Annotated in this window: 19 protein-coding genes and 1 pseudogene; 5 read left to right on the plus strand and 15 right to left on the minus strand. The window is 58.2% G+C overall.

The features are described from left to right. Window positions 1–130: 130 nt before the first annotated feature. The 4 genes from M0974_RS11445 to M0974_RS11460 form a co-directional block, all read right to left on the minus strand. Window positions 131–979 carry an alpha/beta hydrolase gene (locus M0974_RS11445; RefSeq protein WP_297836310.1) on the minus strand — a complete coding sequence of 283 codons (849 nt, stop codon included), beginning with the start codon at window positions 977–979 and terminating at the stop codon, window positions 131–133. A gap of 11 nt (window positions 980–990) precedes the next feature. Further along, window positions 991–1,428, minus strand: a complete 438-nt coding sequence (locus tag M0974_RS11450; protein WP_297836312.1) for a heme-binding protein — start codon at window positions 1,426–1,428, stop codon at window positions 991–993. Window positions 1,429–1,440: 12 nt separating this feature from the next. Further along, window positions 1,441–1,827, minus strand: coding sequence for a hypothetical protein (locus M0974_RS11455; protein ID WP_297836314.1), 387 nt, complete (start codon window positions 1,825–1,827; stop codon window positions 1,441–1,443). A gap of 371 nt (window positions 1,828–2,198) precedes the next feature. Next, complete coding sequence (locus M0974_RS11460) at window positions 2,199–2,813, minus strand: TetR/AcrR family transcriptional regulator (RefSeq protein WP_297836316.1); 615 nt, start codon at window positions 2,811–2,813, stop codon at window positions 2,199–2,201. Window positions 2,814–3,039: 226 nt separating this feature from the next. Between M0974_RS11460 and M0974_RS11465 the strand changes: the two genes are divergently transcribed. From M0974_RS11465 to M0974_RS11485, 5 genes are read left to right on the plus strand one after another with little or no spacing between them, the layout of a single operon-like run. Next, window positions 3,040–3,702, plus strand: coding sequence for a DUF3313 domain-containing protein (locus tag M0974_RS11465; protein WP_297836318.1), 663 nt, complete (start codon window positions 3,040–3,042; stop codon window positions 3,700–3,702). Between the two features lie 8 nt (window positions 3,703–3,710). After that, window positions 3,711–4,337, plus strand: coding sequence for a paraquat-inducible protein A (locus tag M0974_RS11470; protein WP_297836320.1), 627 nt, complete (start codon window positions 3,711–3,713; stop codon window positions 4,335–4,337). After that, entirely contained in the window at window positions 4,334–4,972 is a 639-nt protein-coding gene (locus tag M0974_RS11475; protein ID WP_297836322.1) for a paraquat-inducible protein A, read from the plus strand. The genes M0974_RS11470 and M0974_RS11475 overlap by 4 nt, the downstream gene beginning before the upstream one ends. Continuing rightward, window positions 4,956–6,605 carry an MlaD family protein gene (locus tag M0974_RS11480; protein ID WP_297836324.1) on the plus strand — a complete coding sequence of 550 codons (1,650 nt, stop codon included), beginning with the start codon at window positions 4,956–4,958 and terminating at the stop codon, window positions 6,603–6,605. The genes M0974_RS11475 and M0974_RS11480 overlap by 17 nt, the downstream gene beginning before the upstream one ends. Further along, window positions 6,602–7,249 (plus strand): membrane integrity-associated transporter subunit PqiC, encoded by a 648-nt coding sequence (locus M0974_RS11485; RefSeq protein ID WP_297836326.1) that lies wholly within the window; start codon window positions 6,602–6,604, stop codon window positions 7,247–7,249. Before M0974_RS11480 ends, M0974_RS11485 begins: the two co-directional genes overlap by 4 nt. A gap of 36 nt (window positions 7,250–7,285) precedes the next feature. Here the strand turns inward: M0974_RS11485 and M0974_RS11490 are convergent, their stop codons facing one another. The 11 genes and pseudogenes from M0974_RS11490 to M0974_RS11540 all read right to left on the minus strand — a co-directional run. Further along, window positions 7,286–8,299 carry a 2Fe-2S iron-sulfur cluster-binding protein gene (locus M0974_RS11490; protein ID WP_297836327.1) on the minus strand — a complete coding sequence of 338 codons (1,014 nt, stop codon included), beginning with the start codon at window positions 8,297–8,299 and terminating at the stop codon, window positions 7,286–7,288. Between the two features lie 36 nt (window positions 8,300–8,335). Then, entirely contained in the window at window positions 8,336–9,310 is a 975-nt protein-coding gene (locus M0974_RS11495) for an amidohydrolase family protein (protein WP_297836329.1), read from the minus strand. Window positions 9,311–9,336: 26 nt separating this feature from the next. Then, window positions 9,337–9,687, minus strand: coding sequence for a non-heme iron oxygenase ferredoxin subunit (locus tag M0974_RS11500; protein ID WP_297836331.1), 351 nt, complete (start codon window positions 9,685–9,687; stop codon window positions 9,337–9,339). A 51-nt stretch (window positions 9,688–9,738) separates the two neighbouring features. Next, window positions 9,739–9,867 (minus strand): hypothetical protein, encoded by a 129-nt coding sequence (locus M0974_RS11505; RefSeq protein ID WP_297836333.1) that lies wholly within the window; start codon window positions 9,865–9,867, stop codon window positions 9,739–9,741. 333 nt (window positions 9,868–10,200) lie between these two features. Further along, the gene (locus M0974_RS11510) at window positions 10,201–11,010 is read right to left on the minus strand and encodes a 1,6-dihydroxycyclohexa-2,4-diene-1-carboxylate dehydrogenase (RefSeq protein WP_297836334.1); all 810 of its coding nucleotides are present in this window, start codon (window positions 11,008–11,010) and stop codon (window positions 10,201–10,203) included. A 54-nt stretch (window positions 11,011–11,064) separates the two neighbouring features. Continuing rightward, the gene (locus tag M0974_RS11515; protein ID WP_297836335.1) at window positions 11,065–11,922 is read right to left on the minus strand and encodes a VOC family protein; all 858 of its coding nucleotides are present in this window, start codon (window positions 11,920–11,922) and stop codon (window positions 11,065–11,067) included. Window positions 11,923–12,177: 255 nt separating this feature from the next. Continuing rightward, entirely contained in the window at window positions 12,178–12,708 is a 531-nt protein-coding gene (locus tag M0974_RS11520; protein ID WP_297836337.1) for an aromatic-ring-hydroxylating dioxygenase subunit beta, read from the minus strand. Window positions 12,709–12,742: 34 nt separating this feature from the next. Then, complete coding sequence (locus M0974_RS11525) at window positions 12,743–14,044, minus strand: aromatic ring-hydroxylating dioxygenase subunit alpha (RefSeq protein ID WP_297836339.1); 1,302 nt, start codon at window positions 14,042–14,044, stop codon at window positions 12,743–12,745. 75 nt (window positions 14,045–14,119) lie between these two features. Next, window positions 14,120–14,950, minus strand: a complete 831-nt coding sequence (locus tag M0974_RS11530; RefSeq protein ID WP_297836341.1) for an alpha/beta fold hydrolase — start codon at window positions 14,948–14,950, stop codon at window positions 14,120–14,122. 146 nt (window positions 14,951–15,096) lie between these two features. Then, the gene (gene dmpH, locus M0974_RS11535) at window positions 15,097–15,960 is read right to left on the minus strand and encodes a 2-oxo-3-hexenedioate decarboxylase (protein ID WP_297836343.1); all 864 of its coding nucleotides are present in this window, start codon (window positions 15,958–15,960) and stop codon (window positions 15,097–15,099) included. Further along, window positions 15,957–16,128, minus strand: a pseudogene (locus M0974_RS11540) (4-hydroxy-2-oxovalerate aldolase); the annotation flags it as partial. The pseudogene M0974_RS11540 and the gene dmpH, both read right to left, overlap by 4 nt.

The following is a 16,128-nucleotide window of genomic DNA, read 5'->3' on the forward strand; positions in this document are numbered from 1 at the left end:
CGAGAGCAGGTGTGGAACATGTCCATACTTGATTGATCGGACGTCGTTTCGTTGTTTTCCAGAAAGAATGCTCATGATCGTATCTCCTAGTTGCTGCGTGGATTCAGAAATCCGAATGCGCTGAAGCGACTTAGTCGGACAGGAAGTCCGAGACATGGCGGACGAAGAGTTCGGGGTACATGTGGTGCGCGCCGTGATTGGAGTCGGGGTAGATGATCAACTGCGCGTACGGCATGTTCTGCTGCATGATGAAAGAGTTCACCGTGGGCATGATCACGTCGTTACTGCCGTTCATGACGAGTGTTGGCTGCTTGATCGTCTTGAGATAGTCATAGGCCCCCTTTTGCTGGACGCCCCATTTACCCATCGCTTCGACCTGGGCAGGCGACACCTTGTCGTTCACTTCGGGATCACGACCCTCTTGCCGAAGATGCGTGCGCTTCAGGAACTCCCGTCCCGCCGCCTGGCCCGCCGCAGACGGACTGAACTTGACCGCGAGCCAAACATTGTCGGGCGGATCGTAGGTGGCGCCAAAGAGCCGCCCTGCAGCCTGGGTCAGCAACTCCATTCCCTGACCGCCGCGCGGACCGGTGCCATCGACGATCAACTTGCGAACGAGAGCGGGTGCCTGCAAAGTGATTTCCTGCGCGACCATGCCGCCGATCGAGAAGCCAAATACGTCAACTTGCTTCAGGCCCAGCGCCTTGATGAAAGCGATGGCGTTGGCAGCCATCTGCTCAAATGTGGTCGGGACCTCGCCAGAGCTGCTGGAAACGCCCGCATTGTTGAACAGGATCACCTCCCGGCCACGAGCCAAGCCATCCGTCACCATCGGGTCCCAATAATCCATGGTGCCGATGTAGTGCTGGTTGAAGACGAGCGGCACGCCGCCGGCCTTGCCGAAGCGCCGATAGGCAAAGCGGATTCCGTTAGCCTCTACGAACTGTGTCGGTGTGGTCTGGTGGGTATGAATCATCATGGACTCCCTTGTTACTTGGTGGGCGTCGCATCGGCTATGAGTGCCAGGGCGGCTCTCGCGCAATCGATGTCGTTCTGCAGCGTGGGCGCACCGCTCAGCCCGATCGCCCCGACCACTTCTCCGTTCACCTTGATGGGAAACCCCCCGCCCCACGCCGCCACGCGTGGAAGCGTGGGGATACCAGCCAAAAGCGATGGATCGCCTTGAATGAAGTTGAAAAAGTCCTGCGTGGAAACGCCGAACAGTGCTGTGTACGCCTTGTTCTGCGACATCTCGATGGAAAGGATAGGGGCCCCATCCATCCGGCCGAAGGCCTTGAGATTGCCGCCGTCATCGAAAATAGTTACGTTCTCGGTAACGCCAAGTTCTCTCGCTTTCGCCACCGCTGCATCCACCATTTTCTGTGCCAGCTCAAAAGAAATGCTGTGTTTCTTGATCACATTAGTCATTTGGCCCTTCCTTCACTTGATTTGTGTCGTGCGTTGGTCGATTGCCTTGCGTGCAATTCCGATCTTCAGGCGGCACTGTGACCACCATCGAGACGAGGACACGGCGTGTGATGTAATGAAGCTTCGTCCGATGCGATGAAGAGATCGCGTTGGCAGGGTCTTCCAAGAGGCCGGGGCGGCCCGGCGGAACCTCTGCCACCTCTCCGCCGTGCCGATGAAACGGGCCAGCATGCCGGTGTCCGCAGGGCCAGAACCGAAGGAGCGCAACGCCTCAACGAGTGTTTTGTCAGCGTCATCGCGCCGACCGGAACCGACCGCTTTCGCGCCTTTCCTGGCAAAGGCGGTGGTGCGGCCGATGCCAGAGAGCGCTCCGGTGAGCAGAACAATGGGCCTGTTCATTTTCCAGCTCCTGCCAGGCATGACCTGTGGCGTATGGATGGATGACCACTCTCGGCGAAAGGAAGATTTCTATTGCGCTGTCTTAACCAGCAAGCTAGGAGCTTGTGTCGAAGTTGGAAAAGACTTTGTAAGTCGGGGGCATACCTGGAAGGCATGAGGGCGCTATGGAACTGCTCCGGTCACCAGCACGCGGGTTGATCAATCGAAAAGGTCATAGGGTGGCCTGCGCTACCTTAAGCAAAAGCTTGCCCTACGCACCCACCGCGCCATCTGGGCCGCGCCCTCCGCCAGGCGATCGCCCATGCCAAACCTTAATAATTCCGCAATGTCGAGTTTTACCGAACAGCCGCGGCTACGTCTCCGGGGCGAATTTACTCTCGCGCACCCAACAGAAACATCTCTACAGCTCGACCGGCCAGCTCTTGAATCTGCTCAACGTCTAGCGGCTCAGAGCTGGGTCGATAAAGCCTTACCTGTACCTCAGCGGTTAACAGTGCCAGGAACTGTGCGGCTTTAGCCTGAGGGTCAGCCTGGCGTAGTTCACCACGGGTCATGGCTTCGGCCATCCAGGTTGACAACACCTCGTTACATTCGCTTGGCCCGGCCTCGTAAAACAGCATCCCTATGTTCGAGCGCCCTGCCTCGGCCATGACCATCCGGTACACCGCAAGAGCGCTGCTCTCATTGGTCAACACAAACAACATTCGCTCGCCAAAGCGCATCAGCATCTGCTCAAGCGTGACCTCATTCCTATCAGGAGCAGACAGCTGCGCCACGGCCTCGGATAAATGTACGGTCGCGACTGACCTAACGACTTCTACGAACAACGCTTCCTTGGAAGGAAAATAGCCATACAGCGTGGCTTTTGAACCTCCCAACCGCTTGGTCAATTCATTCATTGACGCTCGTTCGTAACCCACTTCCTGAAACAGAACCGCCGCGGCTTCAATGATCGCTTCGCGGCGCGCCTCCGTCCTTACCTTCATCACCACTCCAACTTCATAAGTGAACCGACATGTACATTTTTGCTTGACAGGCATTTGCTCGTCGCGCAAGAATCTAAAGCGTACTGACTGGTTCAGTTTTGATCAAAAAACCACTGTACTGCCCATGCCCTTCAAAGACAAGGAAAGGCTGGGCCGCGCCTGGCAATTGTGAAATTCAAGACCGCTTTCCGCCACCTGATCACGCTTCTTCAAGCAGGGTTACGACATGCACAAAATGCTCAAGACTTCTCGACTGGCAATGCTAACGGTCACCCTGGCCATGGCCGGATGTGCAGGGACATCGCCGTCGTTGTATTCGGATATTGACTCTTCGGCACGCTTGGCGCCAAACACCGATGATGACTCCGACCGCGTGCCTTATATCTATAAGGCCAACGCGGACTGGAACAAGTACTCGGCGGTGATTCTAGAGCCCGTCACTCTCTATCAAGCACCGGATAATCAATTCGGCGACCTGACTCAAGCAGACCGACAAACCCTTACCCAGTACATGCAACGCCAGTTCAGCGAACGCTTGCAAGAGCGCTTCAAGCTGACGCGGGTCGCGGCGCTCAACGCCCTGAGAGTCAAGCTGACCTTGACCGGCGCGCAAACCACTACGCCCTTTCTCGGCACGTTCACCCGATTCGATCTGGCTGGCGGCCCTTACAACATCGTGCAATCGATTCGCGGGAAAGAGGGTTCGTTTACCGGTTCGGTCAGTTATGCGGTCGAGATTTATGACGCGTCCAATAACCGTCTGCTAAACGCTTATGTGACCAAGCAATACCCGAACTCGCTGAACATCAGCGCCACGCGTGGATCACTGAGTGCCGCAAAAACGGGGATTGATAAAGGCGCGGATGCGCTCGTCGCCCGGTTCAAATAACAGCGTCCATGAAAACGTATCCGTACCTGATCGCCTGTGAGCATTGCGATACGGTGTATCAACGCTTCGCCGTGACCTCAGGAGAGGTGGCGCGATGCCGGCGATGCTCGGCCGCCCTGTATCGCGCCAGTCTGCTTGATGTCGATCGATGGCTAGCGTTGACCGTTGCCTCGGCGATCGCCTTCGTGATCGCCAACGCTTGCCCGGTCATTCGCATCAGCGTCCATGGGCGGCATAACGAAGCGACGCTTTGGGACGCTATCGCCGCGCTCGCGCATAGCTCAGCATTCCCCATCGCGGCGTTGGCCGCGTTTTCGATCATCGTCGCGCCAGTGCTGCAAATCGCCCTGTTGGGCTGGGTGCTGGGATTCGCCCGGGTCGGGCGAAGGTCCCCTGGGTTTTCTCAAGTCATGAGGCTGCTCATCCATTTGCGCCCCTGGTGCATGGTTGAAGTCTGCATGCTCGGCACCTTGGTCGCGGCGATCAAACTCTCAAGCTTTCTCCAGGTGCTGCCGGGTGTGGGTATTTGGGGCATGGCCGTGTTGATGGCGCTGCTCGCGTTGATTGCCAACCGGGACATGCGATGGCTGTGGGATCTGGCCGCGCAGCCACAAGGCAATGGGGTGAGAGCTTGAAATACTCACCGCGTGCCGCGTATCTGGGCGTCGTCGCCTGCCACCTTTGTGGGCTGGTCTGTGAGAGCGTCCCCGATCAAGGCGAACCCGCTCACTGCCCGCGCTGCCGCTCAAGGCTTCATCGACGACGCCCGGAGAGTATTGCCCGAGGCTGGGCCTTTCTGCTGGCGGGCCTAATTGCCTATATCCCCGCCAATGTTCTGCCGGTGATGTACTCCAGCCTGTTCGCTCATGGCCGCGAGAGCACCATCCTGCGCGGAGTGATCGAGTTCTGGGCGTCGGGCTCTTTCGGCATCGCACTGGTTATTTTCATCGCCAGCGTGGTGGTGCCCTGCACCAAGTTTCTGGTACTCGGCACGTTGTTGTTCACCGCACAGCAGCGTAGTCATTGGGCGATGCGCGAGCGTGCCCGTCTTTACCGACTGATCGAGTTGATCGGTTACTGGTCGATGCTCGACGTAATGGTGGTCGCCGTCGTGGCGGCACTCGTCAAATTTCAGACCCTCAGCGTCATCGAACCGCGCGTGGGCATTTTTTTCTTTGGCTTGATGGTGATACTCACCATGCTCTCGGCCATGAGTTTCGACCCACGTCTGATCTGGGATGGTGAGCAAGACCATGCATCACATGCCTGACAACGCCCATGATTTGCCACACCCTCCGGCGATGGAAAAACGCCGCAGGCTATCCCTAGTCTGGCTGGTGCCTCTGGTCGCCGCACTGGTCGGGCTGTCGATGTTGATGCGCGTCTGGCTATCGGTCGGCCCGCAGATCACCCTGACGTTTCAAACCGCCACGGGACTGGAAGCGGGCAAGACACCGGTCAAATACAAAGATGTCACGGTCGGCAGTGTTTCCTCTATCACGTTGAGCGATGATCGTTCCCACGTGCTGGTAACCGCCTCGCTGGTTGAAAACGCCGAGAGCCTGGCACGTGAGGACACACGTTTTTGGGTCGTGCGGCCACGTATTGGTGCCCGTGGTATATCCGGCGTCGATACGTTGCTTTCAGGGGCTTACATCGGTGTGGATACCGGCGCCTCAACGAAGCCTGCCACCATCTTTACCGGTCTGGAATTTCCGCCAACCGTCATCAGCGGCATGCCGGGCAAGATATTTACTGTGCGTACCTCGCAGCTCAATTCGCTGGATATTGACTCTCCTGTGTACTATCGAGACGTCAAGGTCGGGCGGGTCGTGTCGTACCAACTGGACGGCGATGGCAAGGGTGTCAGCCTGCAAGTCTTCATCGATGAGCCCTACGATCGCTTCGTGACAACGGATACACGCTTCTGGAATGCCAGTGGCGTGGATGTCTCTCTCGGAGCTGAAGGACTACAAGTCAAAACTCAATCGATGGCTGCCATTGTGGCCGGAGGCATTGCGTTTTCTTCACCGGAGGGCAGTCGCGCCGAGCCGGCAACCTCCCACTCGCCCTTCTCACTGGCGCAAGATCAGAAAAATGCCATGGCGCAACCGGATGGCCCGGCCAATTACATCCAGCTTCGTTTTGACCAGTCATTGCGTGGCTTGAAGGTGGGTGCGCCGGTGGAGTTCTCCTCCGTGACTGTCGGTCGGGTCGTCTCGATGGAACTCGACTACGATGCCGCCAGGCAGCGTTTTCCGACAATCGTGGGGATAGAGATCTATCAACAGCGATTGGGACCGGTGCAGGAAAAACTTCCCAAACCCTATGGCGACCAAGAGCAACAGGCGGCGACCTTTTTACGAGGTATGGTCGAACAGGGACTGCGCGCGCAAGTGCGCTCGAGCAACCTGCTGACAGGTCAACTCTATGTAGCACTCGACTATGTGCCAACCGCATCAAAGGTTACGTTCGATACTCGTGCGCGACCGCTCACCATTCCAACAATCCCCAGCAGTTTTGACCACCTGCAAGAACAACTGGCCAGCATCATCGACAAGGTCGACAAACTACCGCTCGACGCCATCGCCCGGCATCTGGATGCAACTCTGGCTGGTTTGGACAAGACCGTGCACCAGGTCAATGAGCAACTGCTGCCGGAAACAACGCAGACAATGCAGCAGGCGCACAAAACATTGGTAACGCTGCAGGGGTTGATGAATGGGGACGCGCCAATACCCCAAGCACTGGGCCAGACACTGCAAGAGGTGAAACGCGCTGCGGTGACCTTTCGTGTGCTGACCGACCTGCTGAGTCGCCATCCGGAATCCTTGCTGCGCGGCCGGCCCGATGATCAAGCCGCCCCTCGCACCCTCCCGATTTCCCAGGAATCATCGCAATGAACATTGCCGGCCGTGTTGGCCTTATTGCCCTGATTGCAGGGTTGAGCGGGTGCGCCTCAACGCCCATCCACTATCACACGCTGGTTTCACCCTCCTCCGTGACCTCGACCCGTCTTCCCCCTGCACCCTTCCTGATCGATGTCATGGCGGTGGGCGTACCTGTTCAGATCGACCAGCCGCAGTGGGTGGTACGCCTCGGAGCAAACAGCGTCGGCGTGCTTGAAGGCGAACGCTGGGGGGCGCCGCTGAGTGACGAGCTGCGCAGTGCACTCTCTGCCGAATTGACCCAGCGCCTCAATACCCAGGACACTTCCGGGCTGACACCATCATCGGATAAACCGGTACTGAGAATAAAAGTACAGGTTCGACGCTTCGACAGCTGGCCAGGCAGACAGGTCGAGTTGTACGCGAACTGGAGTTTGAGCTTCGCTGATGATGCGCCCCCTGGCCACTTGATTTGCGAAGGCCAGTTCCGAGAGGACGCACCCGGCAGCTATGTGCAACTCGCCACGGCTCAGCAACGCGTAGTCACCACAATGGGTACCCGAATTGCTGACGATGCACGTAAGTGGTGGCTGTCGCGGAGTACGGGATGCACTTGCTTGTCGAAACCGGTTTCCTCCGCACCGTGTTGCCCACCATAGATTCGACTACCTACAGCCCAGCATTGACGAAAACCCCTAGAAGAAGCGGTCGAAATGCACCTGCTCGACCGGCACGCCCTGGTCGAGCAGCAGCATTTTGGTTGTCGCCTGTACCATGGGCGGAGGACCCGCCAGATAGCATTCGTAATCCGCCAACGTGCCAGCCAAGGCCTGTTCCAATGCTTCGTGGATAAAGCCTACTGCCCCCTCCCAGCCATCGCCCGGCGCGGGCTCGGAAATGGCAGCATGGAAGCGAACCCGCTCGTCAAAGTCGGGTAGCACTTGCAATTCGGCCAGGCCGCAGATGTCGGCAGGCGTTCGGCCACCGAAGAAGAAATGCAGTTTGCGTCCGGCCATGACTGGGTCACTGAGCATTCCCCGGGCGATCGACAACACCGGCGAGATACCCGAGCCACCGGCGATACAGAGCACATCCCGAGGCACCGAAGTTTTCAGGAAAGCCAAACCGTAAGGCCCTTGCAGTGTGACCTTGTCGCCCGGCTCAAGCTTGGCGAACAATAACTCAGTTACCCTCCCGCCAGGTTTCTTGCGGACCCAAAAGTCCCATATGCCTTCGGCATTGGCGAGATTACTCATTGAATAAGCCCGTGGACCTGGGGCGTTGTCGAGACCGAGCATGGCGTACTGTCCCGGCAAGAAGCGCGCTGGAACAGGCCCGAGGAAGCGGAACTCGGTGATATCCGGAGTCAGTTCACGGCGGCTCACGAGAGTGGCCTGAAAGCTCTGTGGCAGTATGGTCGGGCGAAAGCTATCGTCGGTACGCATGCTGATCACCAGATCACTTTTCGCACGGCACTGGCAGGCCAGCTTGCGACCCTTTTTAAGATCCCGGGCGGTCAGCCCTGGCGCTTCCGGCCAGAGTTCCTCAACCTCGCCCTCGATAAGTTCGAATTTACAACTGCCGCAGCCACCCGAGTTGCACTCGTAAGAAAGACCTAGTCCAGCCGCAAGCCCGGCACGCAAAATAGAGTCATGCGCCTCGGTCTGTTCAAAAGATGCGTCGCTGTTGTTGATATGTACGATAGGCATAACGACCTCTCTTGGATTTATGGGGTGAACACCGCTTTACTGGCCCAGGAAGCGTAGGCAGTTACCCACCTGCAAGGCTTCGTTGTCGGCCACGCTGAGTCCTAGCCCCTGCAACCGGCGGGCGGGATGACTTTCGCGAATGACGAAGGGGTAGTCGGTGCCAATCATCAACTGGCTTTTGCCGTAGATTTTCATCAGGTAGGCCAGCGCTGGCTCGCTGTAAACCAGGGTGTCATACCAGAACTGCCGCGCTACTTCCTGCGGCGAACGTGGGATCGCCTCGCGAAGTGGCTTGCTGGTTTCCCAGCCATGCTGCAGACGCGGCAGGATCATCGGGAAAGAACCGCCGCCATGACTAAAGGCGATACGCAGGCGCGGGAAGCGATCGAGCACTCCGTTGGCGATGAAGCCGGCGATGCATATGCCGGTTTCGTTGGGAAAGCCGACCAGCGCTTCGATCAACGGCGGTCCGTAGAGTCGTTCCTTGGTCGGGTGCAGGGCATGCACGAATAGGCACATGTCCTCTTCCTGCAAGGCGGCGAAGAACGGATCGAAACGCCGGTCGCTAATAGCGATGCCGTTGATATTTGAGCCCACCTCAACCCCGACTAGACGGTATTCGTGCTTGAGACTACGCACCTCTCGGCCCGCACACTCGGGGTCCTGCAGCGGCACCATGCCCAGGCCGTAAAAACGTTGCGGTGCGGTAGCGACCATCTCGGCGATGGTTCCGTTGATGTAGCGGCCGAAGGCCAAGGCGTCGTCGAGGCTGAACCAGTAGGAGAGCAGTTCCGGCATCGGTGAAAGCACCTGACGCTCGACGCCCTCGGCGGCCATCTCCTCCAATCTTCGGTTGGTGTCCCAAGCGTTGGAGGACACTTCGCGGAACGGCTTGTCGCCAATCATAACCGTGCGGTGATGGCCCTCGCCGCAGTGCATGCAGGGCCAACCGTGGTTTTTTTGCCGGCCCGGATAGGTAGGAAAGTCGGCAGGTACAATATGGGTGTGCATGTCGATCATATCTTTTCCCTCTCGGCCTAGGCCTTGATTGCGCCGGCACCGAGGTCGAGATAGACCTTGCCGCTTTCTATCTTTACCGGATAGACCTTAATGGGCAGCACACAGGGAAACGACAGTGCTTCACCGGTGCGCACATCAAAGGTGCCGCCGTGCCAAGGACACTCCACCACGCAGTCCTCATCGACATCGCCTTCAGAAAGCAGTGCTTGGCCGTGGGAGCAGATGTCATCAGTGGCGTAGTACTCATCGGCGACCCGGTACACTGCCACCGAACTGAGACCCGGCGGAGTAACCTGACGAATTTCACAACTGCCCAACGCATCTGCCTCGCAGACGTAGAAGTGGGACATATTGACTACAAGATCCATAACGGCTCTCCTTTCACAAAACTTATGCCAGCCCATAGGTCGTCATCAGAGTCACCCCGCAACAGTGGCGAGGGTTCCGGCGATAACTTGAGGCGTAAAGATTTCGTCCGCGCGGATGAACACGTACGACTCCAGCAGGACGAACCGTGGCGTGGTAGCGGCCAACGGTGCGATGACCACAAGGCCTTCAACTGCAGCGCCGCATACAGCCGAACCGGCCCGAGACTGGAAAAGATCCCGGCCCGCACAAAAACGAAGGTGAGCGCAAACATCAAATCCGAAAGCAAGGCCATGCCGATAGGCAGCGCTCCAGACACATCGGTCATACTTCAATCACTCCTGTACATGCCGCGGTACTCGGTTATCCGGTAGCGTTCTGCCTTATGGCCAGCGCGATCTTGCAGGTCAGGCCGCCGACATAACGGCACAGCCCAGGCAGTAAGGCTCACGCAAGACACGATCAAGCCCGGGCACGACGTGAAAACGCCGTACCTGCAATCGAAGCAATGGCTGTCAGCGAACCACGGACGAAATACGCATGCCCCGCTTACCGGTATCCAAGATTTCGCCGGTCATATAAGAAGCGTCGTCGGAGGCCAGGAAAACGATCACGGCGGCCTGCTCCTCAATTGATGCGGGTCGATCGAACAAACCCTCCTTGCTGACGTAATCGTAGAACTGCTGGTTCCACTGTTTCTCCTGCTCGCTCAACTCACGCTCCAGGCGCGGCGTAGGCCGTTCCTTGACTGCGGTATTGCCCGGGGCGACGCAGTTGACACGGATTTTAAAGTCCGCCAACTCGACCGCCAGCGCCGTGGTCAGCCCGACCACACCGCCTTTCGACGCGGAATAGGGGATGCGGAAAATCCCCATGGTCGCGTTGGAGCCGACGTTGACGATGGCGCCGCCTCGCGCCTGCATATATGGCACTACCGCACGGCAACACCACAGGGGCGGCCAAAAGGATCGCTCGACCTCAGCCTTGATTTCATCTTCGCTGTAGTGCCAGAACGGCTTTTTCCAGATGGTCCCGCCGACGTTGTTGACCAACACGTCGATGCGCCCGAAAGCCGACTCGGTCTCGGCCATCACGCTCTGCGCCCCGGCGTAGGTCGCCAGATCGGCGATCGCCACCGCCACCTCCAGGCCCTCCGCGCGCATTGCCTCTGCGGCTTCATGGGTCGGCGCGGCGGACTTGTCCGCCAGCACCACCTGCGCACCTTCGCGGGCCAGACGCCAAGCCGTCGCTAACCCGATGCCCTGCCCTGCGCCCGTCACCAGCGCAACCTTTCCTACAAATCGTCTGCAGCCTAGTTCGCTCATAATCCCATCCGTTTGCAACTTGATCGTGATCAGCCCGCTACGCGGCTGAGCCGTTTATTCGCTGAACTCCTCGACATTAGGCTTGGCGCCCCACATGCAAAACGAAGATGGCTTCATCTCGAACTGGCGCGGCGTGTACGAAGCCTCATCGGTGATTCGCTTCACGCCCGAGGAATACTCGTAGACACGCCCGTCCGGCCCGAGGAAGTAGATGAACATCGCTGTAGAGGTTGGGTGCCGACCTGGCCCGAAGGCAATGGCCACACCACGCTCCTGCAGGAAGTACCAGGAGCGCATTACGTCATCAATGCTCGCGACCTGGAAGTTGACGTGTTGCACGCCAATTTTGTCCGAAGGGAACAATGCGATCTTGTGGTGAACCTCGTCGATGCGCAGCAGCGCGCCATCGCCGATCCTGTCGCTAATCCGGGCGCTAAGCACCGAGGTCCAGAAAAGCAGGTCGCGCTCGATGTTGCGACTGTGCAGACCAAAATGACCGAACTCGGTAATCCCTGCATCGCGCGCGGGGAAGTACCGCACTCCTGTCTGATGCGGCCGATAGACGAGCTCGATGCGATTATCGTTGGGATCGGTAAATGCAACGAAGGCTTCGACACGACGCTCTTCGCATTCGGCCAGAGTGCCCCAGTTTACTTCGAGACCTTGAGCGACCAGCTCGCTCTCGGCCGTCTTCAGCTCTTCCATGTGGCGCAATTCGAACGCCGAAACGTCATAAGACGCATCGCCCTGGATATAGCAGAGATTGAAGGCGCTGCTATCGGCACGCAGGTAGGCGTGGGTCGCGGTTTTTTCGCGCAGTTCTAGGCCAAGTATGCCGGTGGCGAAGCGCACCATTTCATCGAGGTCATGGCACCCAAGGCGTAGGTAGCAGATATCGTGCAGATTGATCATGGTTTAGTCTCCTTTCGTAGAATTCATCGGTGTCTTGGCCAGCCCGCCATGCGTTGGTGTAACTGCGGCAAGAAGCGTCTGGGCAAAAGATAACCGCCGCCGATAAGTAGCAGACCAGAGCTGTAGATGAAGGGCAGCAGGAAAGCGACCAAGCTTATTTTCACTACGGTTACGGAAATCACTATTGGGTGCTCGTCGGCGATGGGACTTGCGATGTACGCCGACACGTCCATCCCAGCGCAGACAAATCGCCTATCACACCAGGAAGGTGAGGTTCGGCATTGCCTCGTCGTTGTTCAGCAACATCACTTTCTTTCTACGGATGCGAAATCCCTCGGGGGTGCTCTGCAGCCGATACACACACTTGCCAAACCAGATGTTCTGCACACCGACGCGAATCTCACCGAGCACGAAACTGCAGGCGACTTCCAACTCATCGCCCTCGCTCTTGAGCGGTATCACCGCGGAGATGGTACGGACCAGTTTGGCCTGCGGCCGATAGGCATGGGCGGTCTTGTCCTTCAGGCGCATCATGCGTTCGCTCAGGCTCGCTCGATTGTCGTAAATGATCGCGATTCCGGTGCTAGGGTCCTGATCGTTATCGTTGCACGGCAACCAATAGAGGATGTCTCCATCGGCCCACAGGGCCATCCAGCGGTCGTACTCGTGCTCGTCCATCAAGGCTGCTTCGTAAGCCAGAAACCTCTCGAGCCGCAGTTGCGTCTCGACGTCAAGGATGCCGCCTGCCAAGGCTTCAGGGGCCGCGTTTACAATTTGCTTCGACATGAAATTCTCTCCGATTCGGATACAACCGGCCGCCTTAATGGGCGGTCATCAGCCGCTTCCATTCCTGCATTTGCACCCGTTGGGTGATCTCGTCGCTGATACAGGACGTGATGCTTCCGTCCTCATCGACTTGCTCGCGATTCAGGCCGCGTGCCAGTAGCACCCAGGGCTCGGCATCGGCGAGTAAACCGCGCTGAGTACGTTCGAAAATTTCGGCGTCGTCCGGCGAACCTGCGGCGGCCGGGCCATAAAAGGCCTCGTGGGCGCGCAAACGCTTCTCGTTGATGCTCTGTCCCACCCCCTTGAGAAAAACCGGGTACATCAAGACTTGGGTTTCTCCTGGGCCGATTGGAATCACCACGCGCACATGGTCATGAATCAATTGCAGGTTGGGAAATAATCCAAGATGCGGGTCACCGTGCCACGCCAGCAATTCCTCAGCGTGCTCCTGGCCGTAACTGGCAATCATGTCTGCCACGTACTGACGGCCGTCTTCACTGCGCTGCAGATCATCGATAGCCATTGCCGCATGGGAACGACGCTGCTCGCGAAAGTCCAGGCAGGCGTGGCCATTGGCAAAACCCCGGGTGCGGCTCTGCGAGACATCGGCAAACGGGTCTTCTATATGCAACGCCCCCACGGCTGAACCGATGGTGCTTTCGCGCTTGCTAAAGATCTTGAAAACTGCCATGTGCACGTAGTGCGGGTGGTAGCCGTCCATGCCGACCTGTTTCCAGTTGCCGCGGTACATGGTCTTGTTGAGCACGCCCGGCTTTACCTCGATTTCTCCGATCGGAGAAGAGTCGATCATGATGTCGAAGAACTTCTTGGTCGATCCCAAATACTCGTCGAGAGTCACGCCCTCTTCAGCCAGGCTGGCAAAGACAAAACCGCGGTAGCTACCGACACGCGGCACCTTGGGCAGTGCGTGCTCTGTGCTTGAAAAGTTTTCGTCGTAGGCTTCGGCACCGGTGACCCCGACAAGGTCGCCCTTGGTGTCATAGGTCCAACCGTGGTACCAGCACTGGAAGCGCTTGGCATTGCCGCGCGGAGCCTCGCAGACCTGAGCGCCACGATGGCGGCAGCGATTGATAAGCAACTGAACCTTGCCAGTCTCGTCACGCGTGGCAATGACCGGAAAACGGCCCAGCTGGATACGCTTAAAATCGCCGAATTTGGGTATTTCACTCTCATGCAGAGCGAACAGCCAGGTACGGTGGAATATACGTTCCATCTCGTCCTGAAAAATCTGTTCATCGGTGAAGATGGAACTATGAACGCGGTCTTCTTTGACCAACGCACCATAGTCACGGCTGGATGCAATCAACGTTGTCATTGTTATGGCCTCATCACTACAGGTCTTAGCCGCCGTCGCTGCGGCGTGGTTTTCCAGCGGCGGTACCGCGTGGCGCTATTCGTTTAGGAAATCCGTCACCAGCTTATTGAAGCGCGCAGCGTGTTCTATCTGCGTCCAGTGCCCACAGCGACCGAACATGTGTAGTTGCGCCTGATCGATCAGCTCAAACAGCTTCTTCGAAGTCACCGGCGGCACAATTCTGTCTTCGCGGCCATGGATGATCAGGGTCGCCTTATCCAACGCGCGGATGTCGGCTTCTGGGCTCGCCAGTGCATCTACCCAGCGCTGACGCGGGGCTGGGAACATCTGTGCGAACGCCTCCTGGTAGCCGGGGCGGATGCTGGCGCGATAGCGCAACTCAGCCAACTCGTCGCTGATCAGCGCCTTGTTGTAGGCGAAGTTATCCATCAGGTGGCGCATGCCTTCGACCGACGGCACATAGCCCCAAACATCGTCCAACCCTTGGGTCAACTCGAAGTCGACGCCGGCGGCGCCCATCAGCACTAGGCGCCGTACGCGCTGCGGATAACGAATCGCCATGGCCAGCGCGAGGGCTCCTCCGTAGGAATTGCCGACCACATCGACCTGCTCGATTTCGAGGGCGTCGAGAAAGTCGATGGCGTGCTTGACCCAGGTGTCCAGGTTGTACTGGATGCCCTCGTGGCGCTCGGTATAACCGAAGCCAACCATGTCCGGCGCCACAACGCGGCGGCCCTCAGCCAGCAACGGAATATTTAAGCGCCAGTTAGCCCAGGCGGTAACGCCGGGGCCGGAGCCGTGCAGCAACAGCAACGGCGTTGCACTGCCCTGGCCGGCATCATGGTAGTTAGTGTCAATGCCGCCGGCGTTGATACGCAGGCCAATTTCCGGATTCTCTACGCTCATTTTTTATCCTTATCGCGTTGTGCCATTGAAAGCCCTGCCGTGACCGAGTGGGTCTTGGACAGCTCCTGTATCAGTACCCGACGCTCCGGGCTTCACCACAAACATCTCAACGTCCGTTGCCGTGAGATTGTGAGTCCGTCTTTCATTCAGGTCGGTAGAACGGCCGCTAAATAGTCGTTACCTGAAACAGCGACATGGCCGGTCTGTTCTTTGAAACTGATAAAACGCGCGCTGACTGAGCCGAGGCCCTGGTAGCGCACGGTGATGTTGTCACCCGGCATCACCGGTACCGCCGCGGTGATACCGCCGGTCATGATGAAACTGCCCGCAGGAATGTGTTCGCCGCGTTCAGCCAGCAGGTTAGCCAGCATCGCCACGCTGACGGCTGGGTGACCGAGTACCGCGGCGCCGGCACCGAGCGCCACCACTTCGCCGTTTTTCTCCATCACCACACCGACGGTGCGTAGGTCGAGGTCGGCGAAACCGGCCATCTGCCCGCCAATGATGAAATGTGTCGACGACGCGTTTTCGGCGACCTCGCTGATCAGGTCGAACTTGAGGTTTTCGTAGCGCGAGTCGTTTACTCCCAATACCGGGATTACGAAGTCGGTGGCCGCCAGCACTTGGCCGATATGGCAGCCGGGGCCGTGAATCGGCGACTTGGTGACGAAGCCGATTTGCGCCTCGATCTTCGGGTGGATCAATTTCGAACAGTCCACCACGCCGCCGTCGGCGACGCTGAAGTGGTCGGTAAGGAAGCCGTAGACAGGTGTTTTCAGCCCCATCTGCGCCATCTTCGTCCAAGAAGTCAGGCCCATCTTCAGGCCGACGATCTTGCTGCCCCGGGCCTCAGTGCGCCGGCGGATTTCCCACTGCACGTCGTAAGCATCGGCGAGGGTCATTTCTGGGTAATCGTTGGCCGCCTTGGGAACATCACGGGCATTCAGTTCGGCGTTTTCGATGTGCTCGGCCAGCGCCAGCACCTGTTCGCGACTCAGAGTGCGCTTCATACGCGAAGCTCCTTACGGGCAGCCAACAGGTCTAGGGCAACGTCAACGATCATGTCTTCCTGACCGCCGACCATCCGGCGTTTGCCCAGTTCGACGAGGATGTCGAGGGTCTTCAGGCCGTACTTGGCAGCAGCGACTTCGGCATGGCGCAGGAAGCTTGAGTAGACC

This window comes from Pseudomonas sp. (assembly GCF_026224925.1).
Lineage (GTDB): Bacteria > Pseudomonadota > Gammaproteobacteria > Pseudomonadales > Pseudomonadaceae > Aquipseudomonas.